General features: G+C 74.1%; 22 protein-coding genes. 18 read left to right on the forward strand and 4 right to left on the reverse strand.

Features of this window, described 5'->3' with window-relative positions; all coding sequences use genetic code 11:
• Nucleotides 1–5: 5 nt before the first annotated feature.
• Complete coding sequence (locus LIV55_RS14490; RefSeq protein WP_229300722.1) at nucleotides 6–3095, forward strand: glycosyltransferase; 3090 nt, start codon at nucleotides 6–8, stop codon at nucleotides 3093–3095.
• Nucleotides 3092–4525 (forward strand): DUF5719 family protein, encoded by a 1434-nt coding sequence (locus LIV55_RS14495; RefSeq protein WP_229300723.1) that lies wholly within the window; start codon nucleotides 3092–3094, stop codon nucleotides 4523–4525. Before LIV55_RS14490 ends, LIV55_RS14495 begins: the two co-directional genes overlap by 4 nt.
• Before the next feature lie 7 nt (nucleotides 4526–4532).
• Here LIV55_RS14495 and LIV55_RS14500 read toward each other — a convergent pair whose 3' ends face one another.
• Nucleotides 4533–4934 (reverse strand): metallopeptidase family protein, encoded by a 402-nt coding sequence (locus LIV55_RS14500; RefSeq protein ID WP_224766748.1) that lies wholly within the window; start codon nucleotides 4932–4934, stop codon nucleotides 4533–4535.
• 102 nt (nucleotides 4935–5036) lie between these two features.
• On the opposite strand from LIV55_RS14500, the gene LIV55_RS14505 reads away from it, so the two are divergent.
• From LIV55_RS14505 to LIV55_RS14575, 15 genes are all read left to right on the forward strand, one after another.
• Nucleotides 5037–5462 carry a DUF3499 domain-containing protein gene (locus tag LIV55_RS14505; protein WP_229300724.1) on the forward strand — a complete coding sequence of 142 codons (426 nt, stop codon included), beginning with the start codon at nucleotides 5037–5039 and terminating at the stop codon, nucleotides 5460–5462.
• Nucleotides 5463–5505: 43 nt separating this feature from the next.
• Nucleotides 5506–6936 (forward strand): phosphomannomutase/phosphoglucomutase, encoded by a 1431-nt coding sequence (locus LIV55_RS14510; RefSeq protein ID WP_229300725.1) that lies wholly within the window; start codon nucleotides 5506–5508, stop codon nucleotides 6934–6936.
• 45 nt (nucleotides 6937–6981) lie between these two features.
• On the forward strand, nucleotides 6982–7182 hold the full coding sequence (locus tag LIV55_RS14515) for a Trm112 family protein (RefSeq protein ID WP_068273517.1): 201 nt from the start codon (nucleotides 6982–6984) through the stop codon (nucleotides 7180–7182).
• Between the two features lie 10 nt (nucleotides 7183–7192).
• Nucleotides 7193–8368 carry an SIS domain-containing protein gene (locus LIV55_RS17275; RefSeq protein ID WP_229300726.1) on the forward strand — a complete coding sequence of 392 codons (1176 nt, stop codon included), beginning with the start codon at nucleotides 7193–7195 and terminating at the stop codon, nucleotides 8366–8368.
• Nucleotides 8369–9790: a mycothione reductase gene (locus tag LIV55_RS14525; RefSeq protein ID WP_229300727.1), complete on the forward strand. Its 1422-nt coding sequence runs from the start codon at nucleotides 8369–8371 to the stop codon at nucleotides 9788–9790.
• Nucleotides 9791–9884: 94 nt separating this feature from the next.
• Nucleotides 9885–10880, forward strand: a complete 996-nt coding sequence (locus LIV55_RS14530; protein ID WP_229300728.1) for a DUF808 domain-containing protein — start codon at nucleotides 9885–9887, stop codon at nucleotides 10878–10880.
• A complete protein-coding gene (locus LIV55_RS17280) occupies nucleotides 10769–11236 on the forward strand; it encodes a GNAT family N-acetyltransferase (RefSeq protein WP_308012923.1) in 468 nt (155 codons plus the stop codon). The genes LIV55_RS14530 and LIV55_RS17280 overlap by 112 nt, the downstream gene beginning before the upstream one ends.
• Nucleotides 11237–11460: 224 nt before the next feature.
• Nucleotides 11461–12894, forward strand: coding sequence for an adenosylhomocysteinase (gene ahcY / locus LIV55_RS14540; RefSeq protein ID WP_123091100.1), 1434 nt, complete (start codon nucleotides 11461–11463; stop codon nucleotides 12892–12894).
• A 132-nt stretch (nucleotides 12895–13026) separates the two neighbouring features.
• Nucleotides 13027–13704, forward strand: a complete 678-nt coding sequence (gene mtrA, locus LIV55_RS14545; RefSeq protein ID WP_068273529.1) for an MtrAB system response regulator MtrA — start codon at nucleotides 13027–13029, stop codon at nucleotides 13702–13704.
• Between the two features lie 2 nt (nucleotides 13705–13706).
• A complete protein-coding gene (mtrB, locus tag LIV55_RS14550; RefSeq protein ID WP_229300730.1) occupies nucleotides 13707–15407 on the forward strand; it encodes an MtrAB system histidine kinase MtrB in 1701 nt (566 codons plus the stop codon).
• Entirely contained in the window at nucleotides 15404–17197 is a 1794-nt protein-coding gene (locus LIV55_RS14555; RefSeq protein WP_229300731.1) for an LpqB family beta-propeller domain-containing protein, read from the forward strand. The genes mtrB and LIV55_RS14555 overlap by 4 nt, the downstream gene beginning before the upstream one ends.
• Before the next feature lie 128 nt (nucleotides 17198–17325).
• Nucleotides 17326–18066: a ComF family protein gene (locus LIV55_RS17285; RefSeq protein ID WP_229300732.1), complete on the forward strand. Its 741-nt coding sequence runs from the start codon at nucleotides 17326–17328 to the stop codon at nucleotides 18064–18066.
• A 160-nt stretch (nucleotides 18067–18226) separates the two neighbouring features.
• Nucleotides 18227–18892 (forward strand): ribosome hibernation-promoting factor, HPF/YfiA family, encoded by a 666-nt coding sequence (gene hpf / locus LIV55_RS14565; RefSeq protein WP_229300733.1) that lies wholly within the window; start codon nucleotides 18227–18229, stop codon nucleotides 18890–18892.
• 77 nt (nucleotides 18893–18969) lie between these two features.
• Complete coding sequence (locus LIV55_RS14570; protein ID WP_229300734.1) at nucleotides 18970–19668, forward strand: LuxR C-terminal-related transcriptional regulator; 699 nt, start codon at nucleotides 18970–18972, stop codon at nucleotides 19666–19668.
• Nucleotides 19665–20876, forward strand: a complete 1212-nt coding sequence (locus LIV55_RS14575; protein ID WP_229300735.1) for a winged helix-turn-helix domain-containing protein — start codon at nucleotides 19665–19667, stop codon at nucleotides 20874–20876. The genes LIV55_RS14570 and LIV55_RS14575 overlap by 4 nt, the downstream gene beginning before the upstream one ends.
• On the opposite strand, the gene LIV55_RS14580 is transcribed toward LIV55_RS14575, so the two are convergent.
• Complete coding sequence (locus LIV55_RS14580; protein WP_229300736.1) at nucleotides 20873–22009, reverse strand: GNAT family N-acetyltransferase; 1137 nt, start codon at nucleotides 22007–22009, stop codon at nucleotides 20873–20875. The genes LIV55_RS14575 and LIV55_RS14580 overlap by 4 nt on opposite strands.
• 189 nt (nucleotides 22010–22198) lie before the next feature.
• Between LIV55_RS14580 and secA the strand changes: the two genes are divergently transcribed.
• On the forward strand, nucleotides 22199–25000 hold the full coding sequence (gene secA, locus LIV55_RS14585; protein WP_372456522.1) for a preprotein translocase subunit SecA: 2802 nt from the start codon (nucleotides 22199–22201) through the stop codon (nucleotides 24998–25000).
• Between the two features lie 33 nt (nucleotides 25001–25033).
• Here secA and LIV55_RS14590 read toward each other — a convergent pair whose 3' ends face one another.
• Together LIV55_RS14590 and LIV55_RS14595 are read right to left on the reverse strand one after the other, a co-directional pair.
• Complete coding sequence (locus LIV55_RS14590; RefSeq protein ID WP_123091535.1) at nucleotides 25034–25564, reverse strand: Rv3235 family protein; 531 nt, start codon at nucleotides 25562–25564, stop codon at nucleotides 25034–25036.
• The gene (locus tag LIV55_RS14595) at nucleotides 25561–26388 is read right to left on the reverse strand and encodes a LysM peptidoglycan-binding domain-containing protein (RefSeq protein ID WP_229300737.1); all 828 of its coding nucleotides are present in this window, start codon (nucleotides 26386–26388) and stop codon (nucleotides 25561–25563) included. Before LIV55_RS14595 ends, LIV55_RS14590 begins: the two co-directional genes overlap by 4 nt.
• Nucleotides 26389–26439 lie beyond the last annotated feature (51 nt).

Here is a 26439-nt window from a genome sequence, read left to right on the forward strand (position 1 = left end):
TCCTCGTGACACCGGCACCACCCCAGCACGCGCCCGAGACCACCGCGGCCCCCTCCCGCCGCGCTCCTGAGGCGCCCCCTGCCGTCGCGACCGTCCTGCTCGCACGGTCCGCGGACGACGCCGCAGAGACCGTCACCGCACTCCTGGCCCAGTCGCACCTCGGTGACGCCCCCGGGGCCGCCGACCGTCAGCAGCACACGGTGCTCCTCGTCGACGCCAGCCCCTCGGGGCTCGACGTCGACGCCGTCCTCGCCCCGGTGCGCGAGGCCGGGCTGCCCGCCCTGTCCACCCGGCTCGACCCCCGGCGTGGTCTGCGGCGCTCGCTGCCCGAGCTCGTCGAGAGCCTGCCGACCCACGCCGACCGGCGTGACCTCGTGTGGGTCCTCACGAGCCGCTGCCGGCCCCGCCCCGACGCCCTCCACGCGCTCGTCGCCGCCGTCAGCCGCGGGGTGGTCATGGCGACGCCGAAGGTCGTCGACGTCGCCGACGAGGGTGTCCTCGTGCGCCAGGGCCTGCAGGTGACCCGGGCCGGGCGCCTCGTCCCGACGCCCGTGTGCGGCGAGCGCGACCAGGGCCAGCACGACGACTCCGTCGACGTGCTCGCGGGCCCCCTCGAAGGTCTGCTCCTCGACCGCGACGAGTACCTTGCGCTCGGCGGTCACGACCCCGCCCTCGGCGATCTCGGGGGCGATCTCGACCTCGGCTGGCGGGCCCAGCGGTGCGGGCACCGCGTCGTCGCCGTGCCGACCGCCGTCCTCGCCGTCCGCCCGTGGCCGGTCGAGCGCCGGCCGGGGCTGCGCCACCGCGCCCAGGCCCGCCGCGTCGCCCTGGCTCGCGGCCCGCTGTGGGCGGCGCCCGTCCGGGCGCTCGGCGGTGCGCTGCTCGCGCTGCTCACCTCGCTCGCCCTGCTGCTGCTCAAGCGCCCCGGGCTGGCCCGGGAGGAGCTCGCGCTCGTGCGCGGCTCGCTCGACCCCCGCACCCTCACCTCGCTGCGGCGCCGCGGCGGGCGCGCCACCGTCGACCGGCGCGAGCTCGCGACCCTCTTCGTGCCGACCGCCCAGGCCCGCCAGCGCCTGGTCGACGACATCCGCGGTCATCACCCCGGCGCGGGCGTCGACGCCCCCGCGTCCGGTGCCGAGGCCACCGGGGTGCTGCGCAGCCCGGTGCCCCTCCTGCTCCTCGCCGCGGTCGCGATGTCTGCCTGGGCCGGTCGGCAGATCACCGGTGAGCTGCGCCACCGCTTCGACGCGGGGCTCGTCGGCGGAGAGCTGCTCGGCGGCCGGGCGACCTCGGGGTCCCTCCTCGCGAGCTGGCGCGACGCGTGGTCTGGTGCCGGCGCGGGGTCGGACCTCGAGCGCAGCCCGGCGGTGCTGCTGCTGGCGGCGGCGAGCTGGGTCGTCGAGCACGTCCCCGGCGGCGGTGACGCCGACTCGCCCGCAGGCGTCGCGCTCAGCCTCTTCGTCCTCGCCGCGCTGCCCCTGGGTGCCGTCGTCGCCTACCGCAGCGCGCGCGTCGTCACGACCGCCCGGTGGGTGCGCGCCCTGCTCGCCCTCGGGTGGATCAGCACCCCGGCCGCCGCGGCCGCCGCGGGCGAGGGCCGGGTCGGCCCGCTGCTCGCCGTCGTCCTGCTGCCGCGGGTCGCCGCCGGTCTCGTCCGGGCCGCCCGCCGTGGCCCGGGGATCAGCGACGCCGTGCGCACCGCGCTGTGGGCCGCCGTCCTCGGCTCCCTCGTGCCCGCCCTCGCCGTGCCGGTGCTCCTCGTCGGCGTCGCCCTGCTCCTCCTCGGCCGACCGGGCCGGCGCGGCCGCGGGGTCGTCCTCCTCACCCTCCCGCTCCTGCTCGCCGGCCCCTGGCTGCTCACCCTGCGCGCCGAGCCCGAGCGGCTGCTCGCCGGCTGGGGAGCCACCGCCCGTGGGCCCCTCCCGGAGGCCTGGCGGCTCGCCGCCGCGGCGCCCGGGGGCCCCGGCGAGATCCCGCTGTGGTGGTACCTGCCCGTGGCCCTCCTCGCGCTGCTCGGTCTCCTGCTCGCCCGCGGCCCGGTGCCCTGGGCGGCCGGTCTCGTCGTCGTCCTCGGGGCGGCCGCCGCGGTCGGGTCCCCCTTCGTCGTCCTCGGCGAGGTCCCAGCCGGGCTGGCGGACGCGGGCGCCGAGGTGCACCCGTGGCCGGGCGTCGGCGGGCTGATCGTCGCGCTCGGGGTGCTCTCGCTGGCCGGGCTCGGTCTCGCGGCCCTGCCGGCCGCGACCTCACGCGCCCGTCGCGCCCTGCAGGTGCTGCCCGTGCTCGTCCTCGCCGGCGGGGTGGTCGGCAGCGCGGCGCTCGTGGCCGACACCGGCTTCGGCGACAAGCTGACGACATGGCGCGACGACCGGCCGCAGATCGCCGTCGACGCCGCCGAGGGCCCGCTCGCCGGCCGGACCCTCTCGCTCGGCCGCACCGACGACGGCGCGATCACCTACCGCCTCGTCGGCCGTGAGGCACCCGATCTCGTCCGTGACCTGCCGGCACCCCTCGTCGACGAGGGGCTGAGCGACGACGTCGCGGCGCTGCTCGGTGTGGGGCCGTCCGGTCGCACCCCGGTCGACGCCGCGCTCGGGGCGTGGGGCGTGGGGTTCGTGACGATGCACGACCCCTCGAGCGACGACCAGGTCGCCGTCGACGCCACCCCCGGTCTGCGCCGGCTGTCGACGAGCGCCGGCACGACGACGTGGTCCGTGCGCCCGGAGTCGACCGGGTCGACGACGCCCTCGCGGGTGCGCTACGTCGGGGGAGCCGACGGCGCGCGCAACCTCGTCGGGCTGCGCGACCACAGCGAGAGCACCGGGGTCCTGCGAGTACCCGGCCAGGGCCGGGTCGTCGTCGGCGAGCCCATCGGCTGGACCGAGCACGCGGTCGTCACCGGCGACGGCGCGCCGCTCGTCCTCGACACCCGCAGCAGCGTGCCCACCTACGCCGTGCCCGCCGGCACCCGTGAGGTCGAGATCGACGTGCGCACCGGGCACGCGGCCTGGAAGTGGCTCGTCCTCGGCTCGCTCGTCGTCGGTCTCTACCTCGCCCTGCCCACGGAGCGCCGACCCGACCCGCAGGAGGAGCAGTGAAGCCGCTGCGGCTCGTCCTCGTCGCCGTCCTCGCCGGCGGCACCGTCGCCGGTGCCCAGGCCGCCACCCGCCCGGAGCCCACGGGCCCGTCGGGGGCCGCGCCGCGCGCGAGCGTGCCGGCCACGCAGGCCGAGCTCGTGTGCCCGGGCTCGCCGCTGGCCGGGGTCGACGGCGTCGAGGACGTGCGCACGTCAGGTGTCGTCGCCGGTCAGGTCGCCCCCGACGACCTCGTGCGCCGGCTCGTGCGCCCGCCGGACGAGCAGGGCCGTCTCCAGGTGAGCCCGCTCGGCGGCGGCGAGGCCGACCGACCCGTCGAGCGAGACCGCGTCGCCCGGGGCGGGTCCCTCGCCCAGGGGGCGACGATCACCGGCACGGGCGACCACGCCCCGGGTCTCGTCGGCGCGGAGGAGGTCGTCGCGTCGAACGACCAGGTGCGAGGTGCGAGCACCGCGCCGTGCGCGGTGACGAGCGCCGACCAGTGGCTCGTCTCGGGCGGCTCCGGAGCGGGCCGTCAGGAGCGCCTCCTCGTGAGCAACCCGGGCGAGAACCCCGTCTCCGTCGACGTCACCGGTCTCGGCGAGCGACGCCCGCAGACCCCGCCGGCCGGCCAGGACGTCACCGTGCCGCCGCGCTCGCGGGTCGCGCTGCTCCTCGACGGCATCACCGGGGCGAGCGCCTCGCAGGTCGTCCGCGTCCGCGCGACCGGCGGGCCCGTCGCCGCCTGGGTGGTCGACCACTGGGTCGACGGCCTCGAGCCGCGCGGTCTCGAGGTCGTGCCCGCGACCGGCGGCCCGAGCCGTGAGCACGTCCTCGGCGCCATCTCGAAGGGGGAGTCGGCCCGCGTCGTCGTCGGTGCCCCCGGCAGCCGGGACGCCGTCGTCAAGGTGCGTGCCGTCGGCTCCGACCGCGCCCGCTCGGTCGCGGTGGCGACCGTGCCCGCCGGCACCAGCCGCAGCGTCGACGTCGACGTCGAGAGCGGCGTCGTCGCCTACACCGTCACCTCTGACGAGCCGGTCGTCGCCGCGGCCGAGGTCGTCGGCTCCGCGTCGCGCACGGGCGGCCAGGACATGTCGTGGAGCACCGCGACCCCGGCCGTGCGCGACCTCGTCGGAGCAGTGGTGCCGAACGCCGTCGCGGGGCTGCCGCGCCACGTCCAGCTCACCGCGCCGTCCGGCGCCGCCGAGGCCGAGGTCGTCAGCGTGTACGCCGGCGAGGCGACGACGAGGACGGTCTCGCTCGAGCGCGACCGCAGCACGGTCGTGCCGCTCGAGGACGTCGACGCCGTCTGGGTGCGGCGGGTCTCCGGCGACGTGCACGCGTCGCTGCTGACGAAGGGGGAGACCGGGCCCGGGACCCCCGTGCTCTCGGTGACGCCGCTGCTGCGCGCCCGGGTGGCCGACCGCACCGTCGAGGTGCTGCCCGTCCCGTGAGCCCGGCTCAGCCGAGCTCGGGGTCGATGTCCTCGACGTCGACGCCCAGCAGCTCGGCGAGCTGACGGGCCACGACGAGCTCGACGACGCTGGCCAGGTCGCCCTCGCGCGCGGCGAGGGTCTCGACCGGACGGCGGTAGACGACGACCCGGTGCGGGTGCGCGCCCTCGGCGGGGAAGATCCGGGCCAGCGCGGGGCCGTCCTCCCACGGTGCGGGGTCGGTCGGGGGCACGTCCGCGACGGCCAGCTCGACGTCCGCCCACCGGGCGCCGAGGACCCCTTCGTAGCGCTGCGCGCAGTCGAGGACGAGCTCGTCGAAGGCGACGGCCCGGCTCACCATGGCCGGGACCGCCGGCCACGCGAGCGGTCCGCGTCGCCCACGACCGCGTCGGTCCCTGCCCGTGCTCACCGGGCCACCCTAGGTCGCCACGGCGCCCCCGGGGAGGTCCCGCGCCGGGTGCTCCCGGCGCGCCGCCCACGGCTGTCGCCGTCGTGGCCTACATTGACCGGCGTGAGTGTCTCCCGTCTGTGCTCCCGAGCCGCCTGCTCCCTCCCGGCGACGGCGACCCTCACCTACGTGTACGCGGACTCGACCGCCGTGCTCGGACCGCTCGCGACCTACGCCGAGCCGCACGCCTACGACTTGTGCACCGATCACGCCGCCCGGCTCACCGCACCGCGCGGGTGGGACGTCGTGCGCCTGGACTCCGGCGCCCCGGCCCCCGACTCGCACGACGACCTCGTCGCCATCGCCGAGGCCGTGCGCCGTCGGCCTGGCGCTGCGCCGTCGTCGCGCGGCCCCGTCGCCGCCTCCGTACCCGCCACCGCCTCCGTACCCGCCACCGCCCGCCCGACCTCGCAGGCGAGCGAGCAGGCGAGCGGTCTGCGCGAGACCGGCCGTCGCGGTCACCTGCGGGTCCTGCGCGACCAGGGCTGAGGCGCGTGCCGGAGGCGCTCCGGCCGCCGACTAGGCTGTCGACGTGAGCATCGACCTGCGGGCCTTCGTCAAGGCCTACGACGTCCGGGGCACGGTGCCCGACCAGCTGAACGTCGACGTCGTGTGGGCGCTGGGCGCGGCCTTCGCCGAGGTCGTCGCGCAGGCCGAGGGTGCGTCCACGGTGGTCGTCGGCCACGACATGCGGCCCTCCTCGCCCGAGCTCGTCGAGGCCCTCGCCGCCGGCATCACCGCCCGCGGGGTCGACGTCGTCCTCATCGGCCTGGCGAGCACCGACGGCCTCTACTACGCCAGCGGCGCGCTCGACATGCCCGGCGCGATGTTCACCGCGAGCCACAACCCGGCCCGCTACAACGGCATCAAGCTGTGCCGCGCGGGCGCCCGCCCCGTCGGCCAGGACAGCGGTCTCGACCGCATCCGCGAGGTCGCCCAGGGGCACCTCGACGCCGGCCGGTCCGGCTTCGACGGCCCGCACGGCCGCGTGAGCCACCGCGACGTGCTCGCCGACTACGCCGGCTTCCTGCGCTCGCTCGTCGACCTGTCCGGGTCCCGCCCGCTCCACGTCGTCGTCGACGCGGCGAACGGCATGGGCGGGCTCACCGTGCCCGCCGTCCTGGGCACCGCGGCGGGGCTGCCCGAGCTGCCCCTGCGCGTCGAGGAGATGTACTTCGACCTCGACGGCACCTTCCCCAACCACGAGGCCAACCCGCTCGAGCCGAAGAACCTCGTCGACCTGCAGGCCGCTGTGCGCGAGCACGGCGCCGACATCGGCATCGCCTTCGACGGCGACGCCGACCGGTGCTTCGTCGTCGACGAGCGCGGCGAGCCGGTCTCGCCGAGCGCCATCACGGCGATGATCGCCGCGCGCGAGATCGCCCGTGAGGTCGCCGCCGGCCGCTCCGCCGCCGACGTGCGCGTCGTGCACAACGCGATCACCTCGGCGGCCGTGCCCGAGATCATCGCCGAGCACGGCGCCCAGCCCGTGCGCGGTCGGGTCGGGCACTCCTTCGTCAAGGCGCAGATGAGCGAGCACGACGCGGTCTTCGGGGGCGAGCACTCGGCTCACTACTACTTCCGCGACTTCTTCTTCGCCGACACCGGCATGCTCGCGGCGATGCACGTCCTCGCCGCCCTCGGCGAGACGCCGGCCCCGCTGAGCGAGGTCATGGCGCCCTACGACCGCTACCCGGCCTCGGGCGAGATCAACTCGACCGTCGACGACGCGGCCGCGGTCGCCGCTGACGTGCGCGCCTGGGTCGAGCAGCGCAGCACGGTCGAGATCGACGAGCTCGACGGCATGACGGTCACCCACCGCGAGGACGACGGCGAGCCGATGTGGTGGTTCAACCTGCGCCCGAGCAACACCGAGCCGCTGCTGAGGCTCAACGTCGAGGCCGCCGACGAGGCGACCATGACCCAGATCCGTGACGAGGTCCTGGCCCGCGTCCGGGCCTGACCTGCGGCGGGGCGAGCGCCCCGACCGACGAAGGGAGCACGACCCATGAGCACCACCATCGAGCCCTGGCTGCGCGAGATCCTGCGCTGCCCCGCCTGCCGCAGCGAGCTGCGCGACGAGCAGGGGCCTGCCGGGCCCGAGCTCGTCTGCGTCGACCCGACGTGCGGCCTGGCCTACCGGGTCGAGGACGGCATCCCCGTGCTGCTCGTCGACGAGGCCCGCCGACCCGGGACCGACGGCTCCTAGGCCCCCGGCCGTGCACCCCTTCGACGAGACCCTCCTCGACGACCCCGGTCGTCGTGACGAGGTGGACCGCACGGACTACCTGCGCTCGCTCGCCGGGGCAGGTGCGCTCGTGCGCGAGGTCACCGGTCGTGTCGACGGCGACCTCGCCGAGCCGCTGCGGCGTCTCGCGGCCGACCGTCCGCGCGCCGTGCACGTCGTCGCCGTCGGGGGCACCCGGCTGGCTGCCGACCTCGCCTGCTCGCTGACCCGGCACTCCGGTGTCCTCGTGACGACGGGTGCGGGCAGCGCCCTGCCCGGCTGGATCGGCCCGCTCGACCTCGTCGTCGCGATCTCGCTGAGCGGCGCGGCGGACGGACCCGTCGCCCAGGCCTACGAGGCCGCCCGCCGCGGCGCGAGCGTGCTCACCGTCGGTGCGCCGGGCGGCCCGCTCGCCGACGCCGCCGCCCGAGCCCGCGGCGTGCACGTCGAGGTCACCGGCCGCAGCGACCACACTCACCGGGTCGCCCGCTCGCGCACCGCCGCCTGGGCCGCCGCCGTGCCCGTGCTGCGCGCCCTCCAGCTGGCCGGTCTGCTCGAGGCGGGGGCCACCCCCTTCGACGAGCTCGCCGACACCCTCGACGAGGTCGCCGAGCGCGCGCGCCCGGACGCGGAGTACTTCGTCAACCCGGCCAAGACCCTCGCGCTCGACCTCGCGGACCGCTCGCCGCTCGTCCTCGCCGACGGGCCGGTGACCTCCGTCGCCGCCTCCCGGGCGGCCGCGATGCTCCACCGCACCTCACGGGTGCCGGCCTCCTGGGGCCGGCTGCCCGACGACGCGGGTGAGATCGTCGCCTGCCTGTCCGGGCCGGCCGCGGGCTCGCCCGACGGGTCCGGCGGCGGGGTCTTCGCCGACCCCTACCTCGACGGTGCTGCCCCGGCCCGCCCGCTGGCCCTGGCGCTCCTGCGCGAGCCCGAGGGCGTCGAGGCCGAGGGCGTCGACCACAGCCTCACCCGCTCGGTGCGCCGGGCGGCGGAGCGCAGCGGGGTCCGGGTCGTCGAGCAGCACGCCCGCCCTGGCGCCGACCTCGTGCGGGTCGCCTCGCTGGCGGCGATGCTCGACCTCGCCACCGCCTACATCGCGCTCGGTCACGGGCTCGACCCAGGCCGGGTGCCCGGTCTGGACGACATCACAGGAGAGAGGGCCTGAATGCCCCACCACGACATCGTCATCATCGGGTCAGGGTCGGGCAACTCGCTCGTCACGCCCGAGCTCGCCGACGCCGACATCGCGATCATCGAGGGCGCACCGTGGTTCGGCGGGACCTGCCTCAACGTCGGCTGCATCCCGACGAAGATGTTCGTCCTGCCCGCCGACCGTGCGATCGACGCGCAGACGGGGGAGCGTCTCGGGGTGCGCACGCGCTTCGACGGCGCCGACTGGCCGGCGATCCGTGACCGGGTCTTCGGGCGGATCGACCCCATCGCCGCCGCGGGCGAGGCCTACCGCCGCGACGGGGAGCGCACGACCCTCTACCGCGGGCACGCGCGCTTCGTCGGGCCGCGGCGCCTCGTCGTCGACCTGCCCGAGGGGGCCGTCGAGGTCACCGCCGACCAGGTCGTCATCGCCGCCGGGTCGCACGCCTTCGTGCCGCCGGAGATCGCGCAGAGCGACGTCGAGACCCACACCTCGGACACGATCATGCGTCTCGAGGAGCTCCCCGAGCGCCTGCTCGTCGTCGGCGGCGGGTACATCGCGCTCGAGATGGCCCACGTCTTCGAGGCCTTCGGGTCGGCCGTCACCCTCGCGGTGCGTGGCGAGGACCTGCTGCGTGAGGCCGACGACGTCGTGCGCGCCGTCGTCACCGCCGCTGCGCGTGAGCGCTACGACGTGCGCACGGGGGTGAGCGTCACCGCGCTGCGGCGCGAGGACGACGGCATCCACGCCACCCTCACCGACGGCGCCGAGGTCGTCGTCGACGAGGTCCTCGTCGCGACCGGCCGCCGCCCGAGCACCGACGACCTCGGCGTCGAGCTCGCCGGTGTCGACCTGCGCCAGGACGGCCGGGTCGTCGTCGACGAGCACGGCCGCACGACGGCCGAGGGCGTGTGGGCGCTCGGCGACGTCTCGTCGCCGTACATGCTCAAGCACGTCGCCAACCACGAGGCCCGGGTCGTCGCGCACAACCTCGCCCACCCCGAGGACCTCCACTGCTTCATCCACGACGCCGTGCCGTACGCCGTCTTCACCCACCCGCAGGTCGCCTCGGTCGGGATGACGACGCAGGAGGCGCGCGACGCGGGTCACGACGTCGTCGTCAAGGTCCAGGAGTACGGCTCGACCGCCTACGGGTGGGCCCTCGAGGACCGGACCAGCCGCTGCGTGCTCGTCGGCGACCGCCGCACGGGGGCGCTGCTCGGCGGGCACGTCGTGGGGCCGCAGGCGTCGAGCCTCATCCAGCCGGTCGTGCAGACCCTCGCGCTCGGCAGCTCGCTGCTCGACCTCGCCCGTGGGCAGTACTGGATCCACCCGGCGCTCACCGAGGTCGTCGAGAACGCCGCGCTCGGGCTGCTCGAGACGATGCAGACCGAGGACCCGGAGAGCATCGCCTCCGCGCAGACCCCGGGCTGATCCCCCTTCGGCAGTACCCTGCGAGCGTGCTCACGGACCCGCTCGCCATCGCGCCCCTCTCGCCGGCCCGCCGGCTGACCCCGGGGGCGCGGCGATGAGCGGCGGCCTCTTCGCCCTGCTCGACGACATCGCGGCCCTCGCCCGGCTCGCCGCGGCGAGCGTCGACGACGTCGCCGCGGCGGCCGGTCGTGCCTCGGCGAAGTCGGCCGGCGTCGTCGTCGACGACACGGCGGTCACCCCGCAGTACCTCCAGGGCGTCGACCCCAGCCGCGAGCTGCCGATGATCAAGAAGATCGCCATCGGCTCGCTGCGCAACAAGATCCTCTTCATCCTCCCGGCGGCGCTGCTGCTCAGCCAGTTCGTGCCGTGGATCATCAGCCCGATCCTCATGCTCGGCGGCTCCTACCTCTGCTACGAGGGCGCCGAGAAGATCTGGGAGAAGGTCTCCGGGCACTCCGGCGGTCACGGCGACCCGGTCGCGGCGAAGGGGGAGGACGCGGCGGCCCAGGAGGCCGCGGTCACCTCGAACGCGATCCGCACCGACTTCATCCTCTCGGCCGAGATCATGATCATCGCGCTCAAGGAGGTCGCCTCCGAGGGCTTCGTCTCGCGCGCGGTGATCCTCACCGTCGTCGCGGTCGTCATCACCCTCGTCGTCTACGGCGTCGTCGCGCTCATCGTCAAGATGGACGACATCGGCCTGCGCCTGGCGAAGAACCCGAGCTCCGAGCGTCTCGGGCGCGGTCTCGTCGCCGCGATGCCGAAGGTCCTCGCCGCGATCTCGGTCATCGGCACCGTGGCGATGCTTTGGGTCGGCGGGCACATCATCCTCGTCGGGCTCGAGGAGTCGGGCTGGTGGGCGGCGCCCTACGAGGGGGTCCACCACCTCGAGGAGGCCGTCCACGAGGCGACGGGTGCGCTCGGCGGTGTGCTCGGCTGGCTGACCAACACCTTCTTCTCCTTCCTCCTCGGCGTCGCGTGGGGCGCGGTCATCGTCGCCGTCATGCACGTCCTGCCCTTCGGCAAGGGCAAGGGCGAGGACGCCGGCCACGACGCCCCCGCCGAGTCGACGACGCCCCGCACCCACTGACGGGGGCCGGCCCCCACCGGCAGCGGTCGTTCGAAGAAGGATCGTCACCTCGAGGTGACGGTCCTTCTTCGAACCGCGGCGAAGGGGGACCCCCCATCGCCCGCTCCCTGTCGCCCGCAGGCGCCCGGACCCTCGTCGCCCGCCTCGACGGTCGGCCCGTGGGGTGGTGCACGACCGGATCGCCCCGCGACGAGGACGCACCTGCCCTGCTCGAGATGTGGTCGCTCTCCGTCGACCCGGCGCATCAGCGTCGCGGGGCCGCCACCGCGCTCGGGGCCGACGAGCTGCGGATGGTGCGCGACACCCCCTTCGCCGGGGATCCGTGGTGCTACGAAACCCTGCTGGCTGGGTCTTGACGACCCAGCAGGGTCTCGAAGGGGTCCTGGCTCGTCGAAAGGCAGCCAGCAGGGTTTTGTCGGAGGGGTCGGGCGAAGGGGAGCCCCCCTTCGCCCCCCGACGAGGCGGACGGACGGGGCACCCCGTCGCCGGTCCTACACTGGAGGGGCCGGCGTGGGTGATGACCCGTGGAGCCCAGAGGGGCGCGCCGGGTCCGTGTACCCGACACCCAAGGAGCACATCCGTGTCCTTCGACTACAAGGTCGCCGACCTGGGCCTCGCCGAGGCCGGCCGCCACCAGATCCGTCTCGCCGAGCACGAGATGCCCGGCCTGATGAGCCTGCGCGAGGAGTACGGCGACAGCCAGCCCCTCACGGGCGCGCGCATCGCCGGCTCGCTGCACATGACCGTGCAGACCGCCGTGCTCATCGAGACGCTCACCGCGCTCGGCGCCGAGGTCCGCTGGGCCTCCTGCAACATCTACTCCACCCAGGACGAGGCCGCCGCGGCCGTCGTCGTCGGCCCGCACGGCACGGCCGACGACCCCCAGGGTGTGCCGGTCTTCGCCTGGAAGGGCGAGACCCTCGAGGAGTACTGGGACTGCACCGAGCAGATCCTCACCTGGCCCGGCGAGGGCGCGAACATGATCCTCGACGACGGCGGCGACGCCACGATGCTCGTCCACAAGGGTCGCGAGTGGGAGGCCGCCGGTCAGGTGCCCCCGACGACCGAGGACGACTCCGAGGAGTTCTCCGTCTTCAAGGCGCTCGTGCGCCGCACCCTCGAGCAGGACGCCCAGAAGTGGACCACCGTCGCCGGTGAGATCCAGGGCGTCACCGAGGAGACGACGACCGGCGTGCACCGCCTCTACGAGCTGGCCCGCGCCGGCGAGCTGCTCTTCCCGGCGATCAACGTCAACGACTCCGTGACGAAGTCGAAGTTCGACAACAAGTACGGCTGCCGCCACTCCGTCATCGACGGCCTCAACCGCGCCACCGACGTGCTCATCGCCGGCAAGGTCGCGGTGGTCTGCGGCTACGGCGACGTCGGCAAGGGCTGCGCCGAGGCGCTGCGCGGCCAGGGCGCCCGCGTCATCGTCACCGAGGTCGACCCCATCTGCGCGCTGCAGGCCGCGATGGAGGGCTACCAGGTCGCCCGTCTCGAGGACCTCCTCGAGACCGCCGACATCTACATCACGACGACCGGCAACTTCGACATCATCACTGCCGAGCACATGCAGAAGATGAAGAACAAGGCGATCGTCGCCAACATCGGCCACTTCGACAACGAGATCGACATCGCCGGGCTGGCGAAGGTCCCCGGCGTCGTCAAGACCGAGATCAAGGCGCAGGTCCACGAGTGGACCTTCGAGAGCGGCAGCTCGATCATCGTCCTGTCCGAGGGGCGCCTCTTCAACCTCGGCAACGCGACGGGCCACCCGAGCTTCGTCATGAGCAACTCCTTCGCGAACCAGACGATCGCGCAGATCGAGCTCTTCACGAAGCCGGGGGAGTACGACAAGCAGGTCTACGTGCTGCCCAAGCACCTCGACGAGAAGGTCGCGCGGCTGCACCTCGACGCCATCGGCGCCGAGCTCACCGAGCTGACCAAGGCCCAGGCCGAGTACATCGGCGTGGACGTCGCGGGCCCCTACAAGCCCGAGCACTACCGCTACTGAGCGCGAAGGGGGACCCCGCCGGGTCCCCCTTCGACGCCTCCGCCGACGGCGGGCCTGGGAGTCCCGGGCCCGCCGTTGTGCGACCATGGGGCCGACCCGTACAGGTAGCAGGGACCCGTAGGAGGGACAGACGTGAAGGGACGTGTCCTCGTCGTCGACGACGACCAGGCGCTCGCCGAGATGCTCGGCATCGTGCTCCAGAAGGAAGGTCTCGAGGTCAGCCACGTCGCCGACGGGGCGAAGGCTGTCGAGGTCTTCCGCGACGTGCGTCCCGATCTCGTGCTGCTCGACGTCATGCTCCCCGGGATGGACGGCATCGAGATCTGCCGCCGCATCCGCCAGGAGTCCGGCGTCCCGATCGTCATGCTCACCGCGCGTACCGACACCGTCGACGTCGTCGTCGGTCTCGAGTCCGGTGCCGACGACTACGTCGTCAAGCCCTTCAAGCCCCAGGAGCTCATCGCCCGTCTGCGCGCCCGCCTGCGTCGCGGCGACGAGCCCGAGCCGGAGCGCCTGCAGATCGCCGACCTCGTCATCGACGTCGCCGGCCACTCCGTGCGCCGCGGCGAGACCCCGCTCTCGCTCACCCCGCTCGAGTTCGACCTCCTCGTCGCCCTCGCACGCAAGCCGTGGCAGGTCTTCTCCCGCGAGGTCCTCCTCGAGCAGGTGTGGGGCTACCGGCACGCCGGTGACACCCGTCTGGTCAACGTCCACGTGCAGCGCCTGCGCAGCAAGATCGAGCAGGACCCCGAGAACCCGCAGATCGTCGTCACCGTCCGGGGCGTCGGCTACAAGGCGGGCCCGGCCTGACCATGGCCGGGGGTCTCCTCCCCGAGCCGCCGAGCCGTCCGGCGCTGCCGGTCCGAGCGGTCCGCCGGATCGTCGCCCTATGGCGGCGCAGCCTCCAGCTGCGCGTCGTGACGACGACCGTCGTCCTCGGCATCATCACCGTCTCGCTCATCAGCGCGGCGATGTACCGCTCCATCGCCGAGGGGCTCATCGCCGACCGGGTGAGCGCCTCGCAGGCCCAGGCCCGTCAGCTCGCCGGGGACGCGCAGGAGACGCTCGACCAGACCGACCAGACGGAGACCCCGGCGAAGCTGTCGCAGGCGGTCAACGACATCGTCAACTCGACCCTCGCCCCGCCGGCCGACGACCGCTCGCGGTACTTCGTCTTCGCCCGCTCGCAGAACAACGACGAGCCCGGCCCGGCGCTCGAGACGCGATTCATCAAAGGCAGCGGCGTCGACCTCAACGACATCCCGCCCGAGCTGCGCCAGGCCGTGGCCGCCGACCCGGAGCGTCAGCAGACGACGACGATCGACCTGCGCCGAGAGGGGCAGAGCGCGGGCGCGCTCACGGGGCTGTCGAGCGAGGAGACCATCCCCGCCGTCGTCGTCGGCTCGCAGATCACCGTGCCGACCGCCGGTGCCTACGACGTCTACCTCGTCTACCCGATGGAGCAGGAGGAGCGCACGCTCGCGACGATCACCCGCTCCTTCGTCCTCGGCGCGCTCTCGCTCGTCCTGCTCGTCTCGGCCGTCGCCTTCGTCGTCACCCGGCAGGTCGTCTCGCCGGTGCGTCGCGCGGCCGCGGTCTCCGAGCGCCTGTCCTCGGGCCACCTCAACGAGCGGATGAGCGCACGCGGCCACGACGACCTGGCCCAGCTCGGCCGCTCCTTCAACGACATGGCCGACAGCCTCCAGGCCCAGATCCGTCAGCTCGAGGGGCTCTCGCGCGTCCAGCAGCGCTTCGTCTCCGACGTCTCGCACGAGCTGCGCACCCCGCTGACGACGATCACCATGGCGGCCGACGTCCTCATGTCGAGCAAGGACGAGCTCGACCCCGTCGCGGCCCGCTCGGCCGAGCTGCTCGTCACCGAGCTCGAGCGCTTCGAGGCGCTGCTCGCCGACCTGCTCGAGATCAGCCGTCACGACGCCGGCGCCGCCGTGCTCGAGCTCGAGCCCACCGACATCTACGCCGTCGTCGACCGCGCCATCGCCTCTGCCGAGCCGATCGCCCGCGTGCGCGGGTCCGAGGTGGGCGTCGTGCGGACCGGCACGACGGCCATCGCCGAGGTCGACAGCCGTCGCATCGAGCGGATCCTGCGCAACCTCGTCGTCAACGCCGTCGAGCACGGCGAGGGCCGCCCGGTGACGGTGCACGTCGGCGAGAACGACGACTCGGTGAGCGTCGTCGTCGAGGACCACGGGGTCGGCCTGCGCGCCGGCGAGGCGTCGCTCGTCTTCAACCGCTTCTGGCGAGCCGACCCGGCTCGCGCCCGCACGACGGGCGGCACCGGGCTCGGGCTGGCGATCTCGCTCGAGGACGCCCGCCTCCACCACGGCTGGCTCCAGGCGTGGGGCGAGCCGGGCCAGGGCTCGCGTTTCCGTCTCACCCTGCCCAAGACCCCGGAGTCGCGCATCCAGACGGCCGCCCTCCCGCTCACGCCCACAGAGATGGCGGCGGACCCCTCGCCGCGTCTGACGAGGAGCGAAGGGGGGACCTCGTGACCCCCGTCGAGCGGCCGGGCCTGCCGCGGCGGGCCGTCCTGCGCCTCGCGCTCGGCGCCGGCGGCGTCGGGGCGCTCAGCGCGTGCGGGCTGTCGGTCGACGACACCGTGCGCCCGGGGCTCGAGGTCGACGCGGCCCAGGACCGCGAGGAGATCCAGTACCAGCCCGAGCCGCCGCGCGCGGGCATGACCCCGGCCGAGCTCGTCCAGGGCTTCCTGCTCGCGGGAGCCTCGACCGGCAGCGGGCTCTCGGTGGCCCGCAGCTATCTCACGCCCGAGGCATCGAGCGCGTGGAACCCCGACGACGCGCAGACCATCGTGCAGGCCCAGGACCTGCCGCAGATCCGCTCGGAGGGCGACGGCACGATGCACGTGCAGACCCGTGTCGCCGCGCGCATCGACGCCGACGGGCGCTACTCGCTCGCCAAGGCCAGCGACGGGGCCATCGTGCGCTTCGGGGTGAGCCGGGTCGAGGGGGAGTGGCGGATCTCGAAGGTCCAGCAGGACTTCGGGCGGCTGCTGCCCTCCTCGCGCGTCGACCAGATGTACCGGCGCTACCGCGTGCACTACGCGGCGATCGGGTGGAACAGGCTCGTGCCCGACCTGCGCTGGATCCCCAGCGACCAGGAGGCCACCCGTCTCGTGCGGGCCCAGCTCGGCGACGTGCCGGGCTACCTGGCCGGGGCGGTCCAGACCGACGCCGACGCGCGCCTCACCGTCGACGCGGTGCCGGTCATCGACGGCGTCGCCCAGGTCGACCTCAAGACCGACCTGTCGAGCGACCCGACGGTGCGCAAGAACTTCGCCGCCCAGCTCGTCGCCTCGCTCATGCAGCTGCCGGCCGTCACCCAGGTCGCCCTGAGCGTCGCCGGCTCCACCCTCGACCTGCCCGGCATCGAGCCGCCGCTCACGAGCCCGGCGCAGTTCGGCTTCGTCGAGGTCGGCTCGCCGGACGGCCAGTACGCGATCGTGCGCGAGGACGAGCGGGCCGTGCCCGTGCCGCTGCGGCAGGTGGGCGCAGCCACGGACACCGACGTCGCCGCCCGGGAGAGCCCCTTCTTAGACGTGCCGAGCCGCTGGGCCCGGCTCGCGGTGAGCCTCGACGGCAAGGAGATCGCCGGGGTCCGTGGCTCCGGCCTGGAGCTTGTGCGCTGGTTCGACGACAAGACCTCGGTGCCCGTCGAGCAGTTCGCCACCCACATGACCCGCCCGGTCTACGACGCGTCGGGGGTGCTGTGGGTCGCCGGGCGCGGTGAGCTCGACTCCTCGCGGCTGTGGGTCATCAACACCGCCGTCGACCCCTCCGAGCCCGACGCCGAGCCGGCGGAAGTGCCGGCGCCGTGGCTCACCGGCCGCCGGCCGATCGCGATCTCGGTGAGCCCGGACAGCACCTGCCTCGCCGCGATCTCGACCGACGACGGGGGTGGCGACGTGCAGATCCAGGTGAGCGGCATCGCCCGCCAGCCCAACGGCCTGCCGACGTCGACGGCGACCCAGTCGCTGCAGGTCGCGGCGTCGGTCGAGCAGGCGAGAGACCTCACGTGGATCACCCCGACGACGCTGGGCGTCCTGGGACGCCGGTCGACGGACAAGGCCGTGCGCCCGCTCATCGTCGAGGTCGGCGGCCAGATCGAGGCCCTTGCCGCGGTGACATCGGCCCGCTCGATCGCGACGACCGGTGGCGAGCGCGAGCTCTACGTGACGACCTCGTCGGGTCGCACGTACAGCCGGGTCGGGGCGAGCTGGAGCGCGCTCGGCGTCACCGGCACCGTCGTCGTCCCGTCGTCCTGACTCGCAGCATCCCCTGACCGCGGTACCCCCACCACGGGTCCGTCCACAGGACCTCGCTGCGCCGAGCCGTCGTCCACACCGCCGTCGTCCGCTCCCGCGGCGGAGGAGCGCCGCACGAGGATGGCGGGGTGAGAGACCTCCTCGCCGCGGCCCTCGACCTCGTCCTGCCCGCCGCGTGCCCGGGCTGCGGGGACATCGGTGCCCCGCTGTGCGCGTCGTGCGCCGCCGCGCTCTCGCCGCCTCCGCGCGTCGTCGTGCCCCGGCCGATGCCACCGGGGTGGCCGCCGTGCTGGGCCGGCGGGGCCTACGAAGGGGTGGCCGCGGCCCTCGTGCGCGCCTACAAGGACGGTGACCGGCGTGACCTCGCGCCGGTCCTCGCCCTGCCGCTGGCCCGTGCGCTCGACGCGGTGCTGCGAGCCGACCCGACGACCGCCCGAGCCGCGGCCGGCGGGGGTCTCCTCGTCGTGCCGGCCCCGAGCGCGCCGGGCACCGCTCGCGCCCGCGGCGACCGACCGGTCCAGGCGCTCGCACGACGTGCGGTCGCCGGCCTGCGACCCGAGGAGGCGCGCGTCGTCGACCTGCTCCGGCTGCGCCGCGGGGTCCGTGACCAGGCGACCCTCGGCGGAGCCGGGCGCCGAGCCAACCTCGACGGGGCGATGCACGTGAGCCCCTGCGGCACAGGCCTGCTCGTCGGCGCGACGTGCGTGCTCGTCGACGACGTCGTCACCTCCGGCAGCACCCTGGCCGAGGCGACGCGGGTCCTGCGGCGAGCCGGGGCGGCCCGTGTCGTCGCCGCCTGCGCCCTCGCGACCCCGTTGCGCTCAGACAGGGAGGGACCCGCCCTGGCGAGTGCACCCGTTGGGGTCTAACGTGTCGTCATGGACCCCCAGGCACGCGGCGACCGCGGACCATGGGGGTTCTCTGCGTCTGCCCCGACCAGCGGTCGGCGGCGGCGGCGAAGGGGGTGGGACCCAGCGCGTCAGGCCTAGCACGCCACCACCACGTACCCCCTCGTCCCAAGGAGGACCGATGGAGATCGTCGTCACCGGACGGCACGTCAACGTTTCCGACCGACTGCGCGAGTACGTCGCCGAGAAGCTCGACAAGGTGACCCAGCTCGAGCCACGGATGCAGAGGGTGGAGGTGCTCGTGAGCCACGAGACCAACCCCCGGCAGTCCAAGACCTCGGAGCGCGTCGAGATCACCTGTCGCTCGAAGGGTCCGGTGATCAGAGCCGAGGCGTGTCATGACGACCGGCAGGCAGCCGTCGACCTCGCGACCGACAAGCTCATGGAGCGGCTGCGTCGCGCGCACGACCGCCGCAAGGTGCACCGCGGGCGCAAGGCCCCGGTCTCCGTGGCGGAGGCGACGGCCGGGCTGCAGGCCCCCGAGCCCGTGCTCGACGGGGACAGCACGACCGACGACGGGCCCGACCTCTTCGGCGCGGTCGGCAACAGCCCCATCGAGGTCCGCGAGAAGGTCCACGTCAGCGCCCCGATGACCCTCGAGGCCGCGCTGCGCGAGATGGAGCTCGTCGGCCACGACTTCTACCTCTTCCACGACAGCGAGACCGACCGGCCGAGCGTGGTCTACCGCCGTCGCGGCTGGTCCTACGGCGTCCTGCACCTCGAGGCCGCCGCCGACGGCGCGCCCGAGCCCGAGCCGGCCACCGCCGGCCAGGGGGCCCGCGGCTAGCGCGAGCGAGAGCCCGTACGCACAAGGGGCGGGGACGACGCCGGTCGGCGCGTCCCCGCTCCTGCATGATGTCCTGCATGGCCGAGCCGATCCGGGTGCTCCTCGTGTGCAGGTACCCCCTGTACCGCCTGGGCCTGCGCGCCGCGCTCGGCGGGGCGGACGCCTTCGAGCAGGTCGTCGACGCCGCCACAGGGGCCGAGGCCCTGGCCGTCGCCCCCGAGCTCGAGCCGCACGTCGTCGTCGTCGACAGCAACGTCGTCGGCATGCTCCTGGCGGACCTGCTCTCGCGGCTGCGGCAGGCCTGCCCCTCGGCCCGGGTGCTCGTCCTCGTCTCGGTGACCGACGAGCACGTCTTCGGCGAAGGGGTCCCGCCCGCGGCGGGCTACCTGCTGCGCGAGTGCACCGGTGAGGAGCTCCTCGCCGCGGTGTGCGCCGTGCACGCGGGCGAGCCGGTGGCGGCCGAGGACCTCGGTCCGCTGCTGCTCGCTGCGTACGACTCGATGAAGCTGACGATGGTCAGCCACGGCGAGCCGGTCCGCGAGCCGGTGCAGCAGCGCGAGCTGACCGCCCGGGAGCGCGAGGTCCTCGCCCTGCTGGCCCTGGGCAGGCGCAACCGCGACATCGCCCAGGAGCTCTTCATCGCGGAGAACACCGTGAAGAACCACGTGCGCAACATCCTCGACAAGCTCGTCCTCACCTCGCGGGTCGAGGCGGCGACGTACGCCCTTCGTCACGGCGTGACGGCCGAGCGCCCCGGCGACGCCCGGCGCGCGTGAGCGCCGTCCCCGGGCCCCGCCGCCTCGGCCTGCCCGCCGCCCGCCGCGTCGCCCTCGCCGCGCAGGGGCTGGCGGCACCGCGACCGCAGCGGCCGGTGACCGTGCGCGACCTCGGTCGGGTGCTCGACACCGTGGGCCTGGTCCAGATCGACAGCGTCAACGTCCTCACCCGCAGCCACTACCTGCCCTTCTTCTCCCGGCTCGGCCCCTACGACACGGGGCTGCTCGACCGCATGCGCGACCGGGCGCCCCGCCGAATGGTCGAGTACTGGGCGCACGAGGCGAGCCTGCTGCCGCCGAGCACGTGGCCGCTCATGGAGCACCCGCGGATGCGTCGCGGCGAGGAGGACTCGTGGGGCGGCATGCGCAGGGTCGCCCAGGAGCACCCCGATCTCGTGGGCGCGGTCCTCGCCGAGGTCGAGGCCGGCCGTCCCCGCACCGCCCGTGAGATCGAGGCCGCGCTCGAGCACGACGCGCCCCGCGCCGAGGGTGGCTGGGGGTGGAACTGGTCGCTCGTGAAGAACGCGCTCGAGCACCTCTTCTGGACCGGACGGATCTCCAGCGCCGGCCGCACCCGCCAGTTCGAGCGGCGGTACGCCGGGCTGTCCCGCGTCGTGCCGCCGGCGGACGCCGCCCGGTGGCTCGACCCCGCGCGGCGGCTCGGCCCGCAGGACGCGTACGACGAGCTCGTACGGATCTCGACGCGTGCCCTCGGTGTCGCCGACGTCGCGAGCATCGCCGACTACTTCCGCATCCGGCGCGAGCACGCGGTGCCGGCTCTGGAGCGGCTCGTCGCTGCCGGAGAGGTCGAGGAGGTACGGGTCGAGGGCTGGTCGGCCCCGGCCTACCTCCACGCCGCCGCGCGTCGCCCCCGGTCGGTCTCCGGGCGGGCGCTGCTGTCCCCCTTCGACTCCGCCGTCTGGCACCGCCCCCGGCTCGAGGCGCTCTTCGACTTCCACTACCGCCTCGAGATCTACACCCCGGCTCCGAAGCGGGTGCACGGCTACTACGTGCTGCCCTTCCTGCTCGGCGACGCCCTCGTCGGGCGGGTCGACCTCAAGGCCGACCGCGCCGCGGGCGTCCTGCGGGTGCACCGGGTCGGCTGGGAGAGCGGGCGCGGGGGAGTGCAGGACCGTGCGGAGCTCGACGCCGAGCTCGACCTCATGGCGCGCTGGCTCGAGCTCGGCGCGGTCGCCGGCGGGGCCTAGGGGCGGACCCGCTCCCAGTGGTCGGCCGGTCCCACCGACCCGTCGGGGGCGGTGGCGGCCGCCTCGTGGCCCCAGCGGGAGAACCCGGCCGAGGCGAGGACGGCGTTGCTCGCAGCGTTGTCGGCGGCGGTCTGCGCGACGAGCCGGCGCAGACCGAGCCCTCCCGACTCCTGCGGCGCCAGCGCGTGCTCGGCCGCGAGGGCGGCGGCGACCTTGGCGATGCCGCGGCCCCGGGCCCGGGGGTAGAGGAAGTAGCCGAGCTCGGCGGTGTCACCGTCGGCGAGGGTGCCGCCGTGCACGAAGACGAGCACCTCGCCGAGGGCGACGTCGCTCTGCGCGTCGGCGACGCACCAGTTGACCCCCGACCCGCTCGCCATGGCGTGCCGGCGGCGGTCGAGCCACGCGTCCCACGTCTGCGCCGTCGGCAGGGCGCGGGCCGGCACGTGGTGGCTCGGGTGGTCCGGCTCCTGGACGCTCGCCCGGTCGTCGTCCCGCCACGGGCGCAGCCGGACTGAGCCGTCGGTGAGCACCGGCGGGACGACCCACGGGGTGCGCGGGCTCATCTCCTGCCCGGGGAGCAGCGAGGCGCACCACGCGTCCATCACCGCCCCGTCGCGGCCGGGGACGCGCTGGGGGAGCGTGCCGTGGTCGGTCATGCCGACCCGCCACGCGACGCGCCGCGAGCCCCAGTTGCCGACGTTGGCGTACCAGTACAGGCTCGGCGCGCCCTGCTCGAAGGCCCATGCCGCCCCGAGACGCATCGCGGCCGTCATCACGCCGCGGCCGCGCACCGCCGGGTGGGTGGCGAAGCCGACCTCCCACGGGTGCTGCAGCGAGGGGCCGGGGCGCAGGTCGAGCAGCCCGGCGAAGGGGGCTTCCTCCTCGCCGTCGCCCCCGGTGAGCTCGACGACGAAGATGCGCACACCCCCTTCGTCCTCCCACTGCGAGCCGATGTGCTCGAGGAATTCGGCGGCGTCGTCCGGGCCGTACGGGCTCGGCACGGTGGTCCACCGCAGGGTCTCGGGGTCGGTGCTCTGCTCGACGACGGCCGGCAGGTCGGCCGGCGTCATCGCGCGCAGCCGGACGCGCCCGTCGTCGAGGACCGGCACGCACTGCGGGTAGCTGCTCGTCATGGCGTCACCCTCGCCGCCCATCCCCGTGGGGGGCAAGTCAATTGCCCTGCGGGCGAAGGGGGAACCGCCGCGCGACCCTCTTCGTTGGGCGCTGCTGTGGCGAGGGACTAACCTGACCCACAGTCCACGACCCCCGAGGCTGCAGGGTCTCGCCGCGGGTCGGATGCCGTCGTCAGGAGAGACATACCCGTGAAGATCGTCGAGAAGCTGCTGCGTGCCGGTGAGGGCCGGGTCGTCAAGCGGCTGGAGGGCATCGCCGCGCAGGTCGCCGCCGTCGAGGAGGACTTCGAGGCGATGAGCGACGCCGAGCTGCGAGGTGAGACGGAGAAGTTCCGCGCTCGCCTCGCCGACGGCGAGACGCTGGACGACATCCTCCCCGAGGCCTTCGCGGCCGTGCGCGAGGCGTCCCGCCGCACCATCGGCAAGCGCCACTTCGACGTGCAGGTCATGGGTGGCGCCGCGCTCCACCTGGGCAACGTCGCGGAGATGAAGACCGGTGAGGGCAAGACCCTCGTCGCCACCCTGCCGAGCTATCTCAACGCGCTCGAGGGCAAGGGCGTGCACGTCATCACCGTCAACGACTACCTCGCGCAGTACCAGGCGGACCTCATGGGTCGAGTCCACCGCGCCCTGGGGCTCGAGACCGGCTGCATCCTGTCGCACATGACGCCGGAGGAGCGCCGCGCGGAGTACGCGAAGGACATCACCTACGGCACGAACAACGAGTTCGGCTTCGACTACCTGCGCGACAACATGGCCAACAAGGTCGACGACCTCGTGCAGCGCGGCCACAACTTCTGCATCGTCGACGAGGTCGACTCGATCCTCATCGACGAGGCGCGCACGCCGCTCATCATCTCGGGGCCGGCCGACCAGCCGACGAAGTGGTACGTCGAGTTCGCTAAGCTCGTCACGAAGCTCGAGCGCGGCACCGCCGCCGACACCCTCAAGGGCATCGCGGCGACCGGCGACTACGAGGTCGACGAGAAGAAGCGCACGATCGGCGTGCTCGAGCCGGGCATCGAGAAGATCGAGGACGCCCTCGGCATCGACAACCTCTACGAGAGCGTCAACACCCCCCTCATCGGGTACCTCAACAACGCGATCAAGGCCAAGGAGCTCTTCAAGCGCGACAAGGACTACGTCGTCATCGACGGCGAGGTCCTCATCGTCGACGAGCACACCGGTCGCATCCTCAAGGGGCGTCGCTACAACGAGGGCATGCACCAGGCGATCGAGGCCAAGGAGGGTGTGGAGATCAAGAACGAGAACCAGACCCTGGCGACGATCACCCTGCAGAACTACTTCCGGCTCTACGACAAGCTCTCCGGCATGACGGGCACCGCCCAGACCGAGGCCGCCGAGCTGCACTCGATCTACCAGCTCGGTGTCGTGCCGATCCGCACGAACCGCCCGATGGTCCGCAAGGACCAGGCCGACCTCGTCTACCGCACGGAGGAGGCGAAGTTCCGCGCGGTCGTCGACGACATCGCCGACAAGTACGAGGAGGGCCAGCCGGTCCTCGTCGGCACGACGAGCGTCGAGAAGAGCGAGTACCTCTCCGCCGAGCTGACCAAGCGCGGCGTGAAGCACGAGGTCCTCAACGCCAAGCACCACGAGCGCGAGGCCGCGATCGTCGCCGACGCGGGGCGCAAGGGCGCCGTCACCGTCGCGACGAACATGGCCGGTCGAGGCACCGACATCATGCTCGGCGGCAACCCGGAGTTCCGCGCGGTCGCCGAGCTGAAGAAGCGCGGCCTGGACCCCGAGGAGACCCCGGAGGAGTACGAGGCGGCGTGGGACGACGCGCTCGCCGCCGCCGAGAAGGCCGTCGAGTCCGAGCACGAGGAGGTCACCGAGCTCGGTGGCCTGTACGTCCTGGGCACCGAGCGGCACGAGTCGCGCCGCATCGACAACCAGCTGCGCGGTCGCTCCGGCCGTCAGGGCGACCCGGGCGAGTCTCGCTTCTACCTCTCGCTGCAGGACAGCCTCATGCGGCTCTTCAACGCCGGCTTCGTCGACCGCGTCATGGCGACGGCGAAGATCGACGACGACACCCCCATCGAGGGCAAGCTGCTCTCGCGCTCGATCGAGTCGGCGCAGAGCCAGCTCGAGGGGCAGAACTTCGAGACCCGCAAGAACGTCCTCAAGTACGACGACGTCCTCAACCGCCAGCGCACCGTCGTCTACGACGAGCGGCGCCGGGTGCTCAAGGGCGAGGACCTCGAGGAGCAGGTCCGTCACTTCATGACCGACGTCGCCGGCGGCTACGTCGACGCGGAGACCTCGGCGGGCTTCGCCGAGGACTGGGACCTCGACCGACTGCTCACGGCGCTCGGCGCGGTCTACCCGATCTCCTTCACCAAGGAGGACCTGCTCGAGCGGGCCGGCGGCCTCACCAAGCTCACGGCGGCGAACCTGCGCGAGGAGGTCGTCACCGACATCCACGAGGCATACGACCGCCGCGAAGCCGAGCTCACCCCGCCGGTGGCGCGCGAGCTCGAGCGACGCGTCGTGCTGTCGGTCCTCGACCGCAAGTGGCGCGAGCACCTCTACGAGATGGACTACCTCAAGGAGGGCATCGGCCTGCGGGCCATGGCCCAGCGCGACCCGCTCGTCGAGTACCAGCGCGAGGGCTTCCAGCTCTTCGAGGCGATGAACGAGGCGATCAAGGAGGAGAGCGTCGGCTACCTCTTCAACGCCGAGGTCGAGGTCGACCAGCGCACGAGCGTCGGCGCCGCCCCGATGAGCGTCTCCGACCTCATCGGCTCCGGCTCCGGCTCGGGCGAGGGCGAGGGCGACGTCGCCCACGAGCGTCCGGCGATCCGGGCGAAGGGGCTCGAGGACGAGCCGAGCGCGCGCAACCTGCACTACTCGGCCCCGTCCGAGGACGGCAGCGTCGAGGAGCGCGACGACGACGAGACCGTCACCGCCGGCAGCTCGCGCTCGGAGCGTCGCGCCGCCGCGAAGAAGCAGCGCAAGAAGCGGTGACGACCAAGCGCGACGGGCTGTGAGCCCCCGCCCTCAGGCCACCTGGAGGGCCGTGACGACCCAGCGTCCGTCACGGCCCTCCAGCCGTATCGCCATGGCGCGCAGCCGCCCGCCGTCGTGCACGACGAGGCTGGCCTCGGCGACGTCGTCGCGCGGGTGGCAGACCCGCGCGGTGCGGACCCGGACGCGGCGGACCACCCCTTCGCCCTGACGAAGGGGGTGACCCGCCCGTCGGGCGGCGAGCGCGCCGCGGCGCGCGACGACGGTGTAGACCTCGGGGGAGGTCCACCGCAGCACCTGCGCCGGCGGCCGCGCCCCGTGCATGACCTCGACGACGGCCTGGCCCACGTGGGCCGCCCAGGCCTGGGCGTCGGGGAGCTCGTCGGCCGGGGTCGGCTGGATGCCGAAGACGGCCTCGTCGCTGGCCATCCGGAAGTCGACGGCCAGCGCGTCCTGGACGTAGGGGGTGCGAGGGTCGCGCCGGTCCGCCTCGTCGCGGGTGGGGAGCGGGACGCCGACCGGCCGCGCCGAGGGCGCGGGGACGATGTGGATGGGCGTGCTCATCGCGCGGTCCATCCCGCGGCGGGCAGCGGGTCGGGTGCGTGCAGGACGGTGCCCGGCAGCACGAGGTCGGGGTTGTCGCCGATGACGGACCGGTTGGTCTCGTACCAGTGCGGCAGGGCCGCGGCGACCTCCGCCGGGGTCGCGCGGGACCCGAGGTGACGCTCGACGACGTCCCACAGGCAGTCACCGCGGCGCACGGCGTGGCTCACGCGCGGCTCGTCCGCCGGGGCCGCTCGCCCACCGATGACCTCGAGCGAGGGCTGCTGCACCGGCCGCGGGCGGTGGGGGGTCCAGCCCGCCGACGGCGGGACGGCGGGGGGAGCGGCTGACCTCTCGTGCGGCACCGCCGTCGCCCGCCACGAGGCGTCGGGGACCGAGGTGGGCACGGTGGCACGCCACCCCGGGTCGGGAGCGGAGGCCGAGGGCGGGCCTGCGGGATCCTCGCCGCCACGACCGGGCGTGCCGGTCGTCGCGGCGCTCGCGGACACGCTCGCACCTGGCAGGACCACGGCGACGCTGCTCGTCGTGACGACGACGGCGAGACCCTGGCGCAGGACGGCGGGGGTGACCCGGTCGGCCAGGCGCGTCACGAGACACCCCAGCCGGCCCGGCAGCGTGGCAGCGAGGTGGAGCCCGCTCAGCGCGCAGAGCCATCCGGCACCCGCGCAGGCTGCGGCGGCGCACAGGGCGAGCAGGACCGAGCCGGGGTCGGAGGGCTCGGGCTGCGCGACCGCCGTCCGGCAGGCGGCGGCGAGTGCGACCGTCACCGCCGTGGCGGTGACGAAGAAGCCGAAGAGCGCTCCTCGGCCGGTCGTCGTGGTCATCGTCCTCACCTCTGCGTCGTCGGGCTGCCGGTCTGCGACGATCATCTAATG

Source organism: Janibacter melonis, from assembly GCF_020567375.1.
Lineage (GTDB): Bacteria > Actinomycetota > Actinomycetes > Actinomycetales > Dermatophilaceae > Marihabitans > Marihabitans melonis.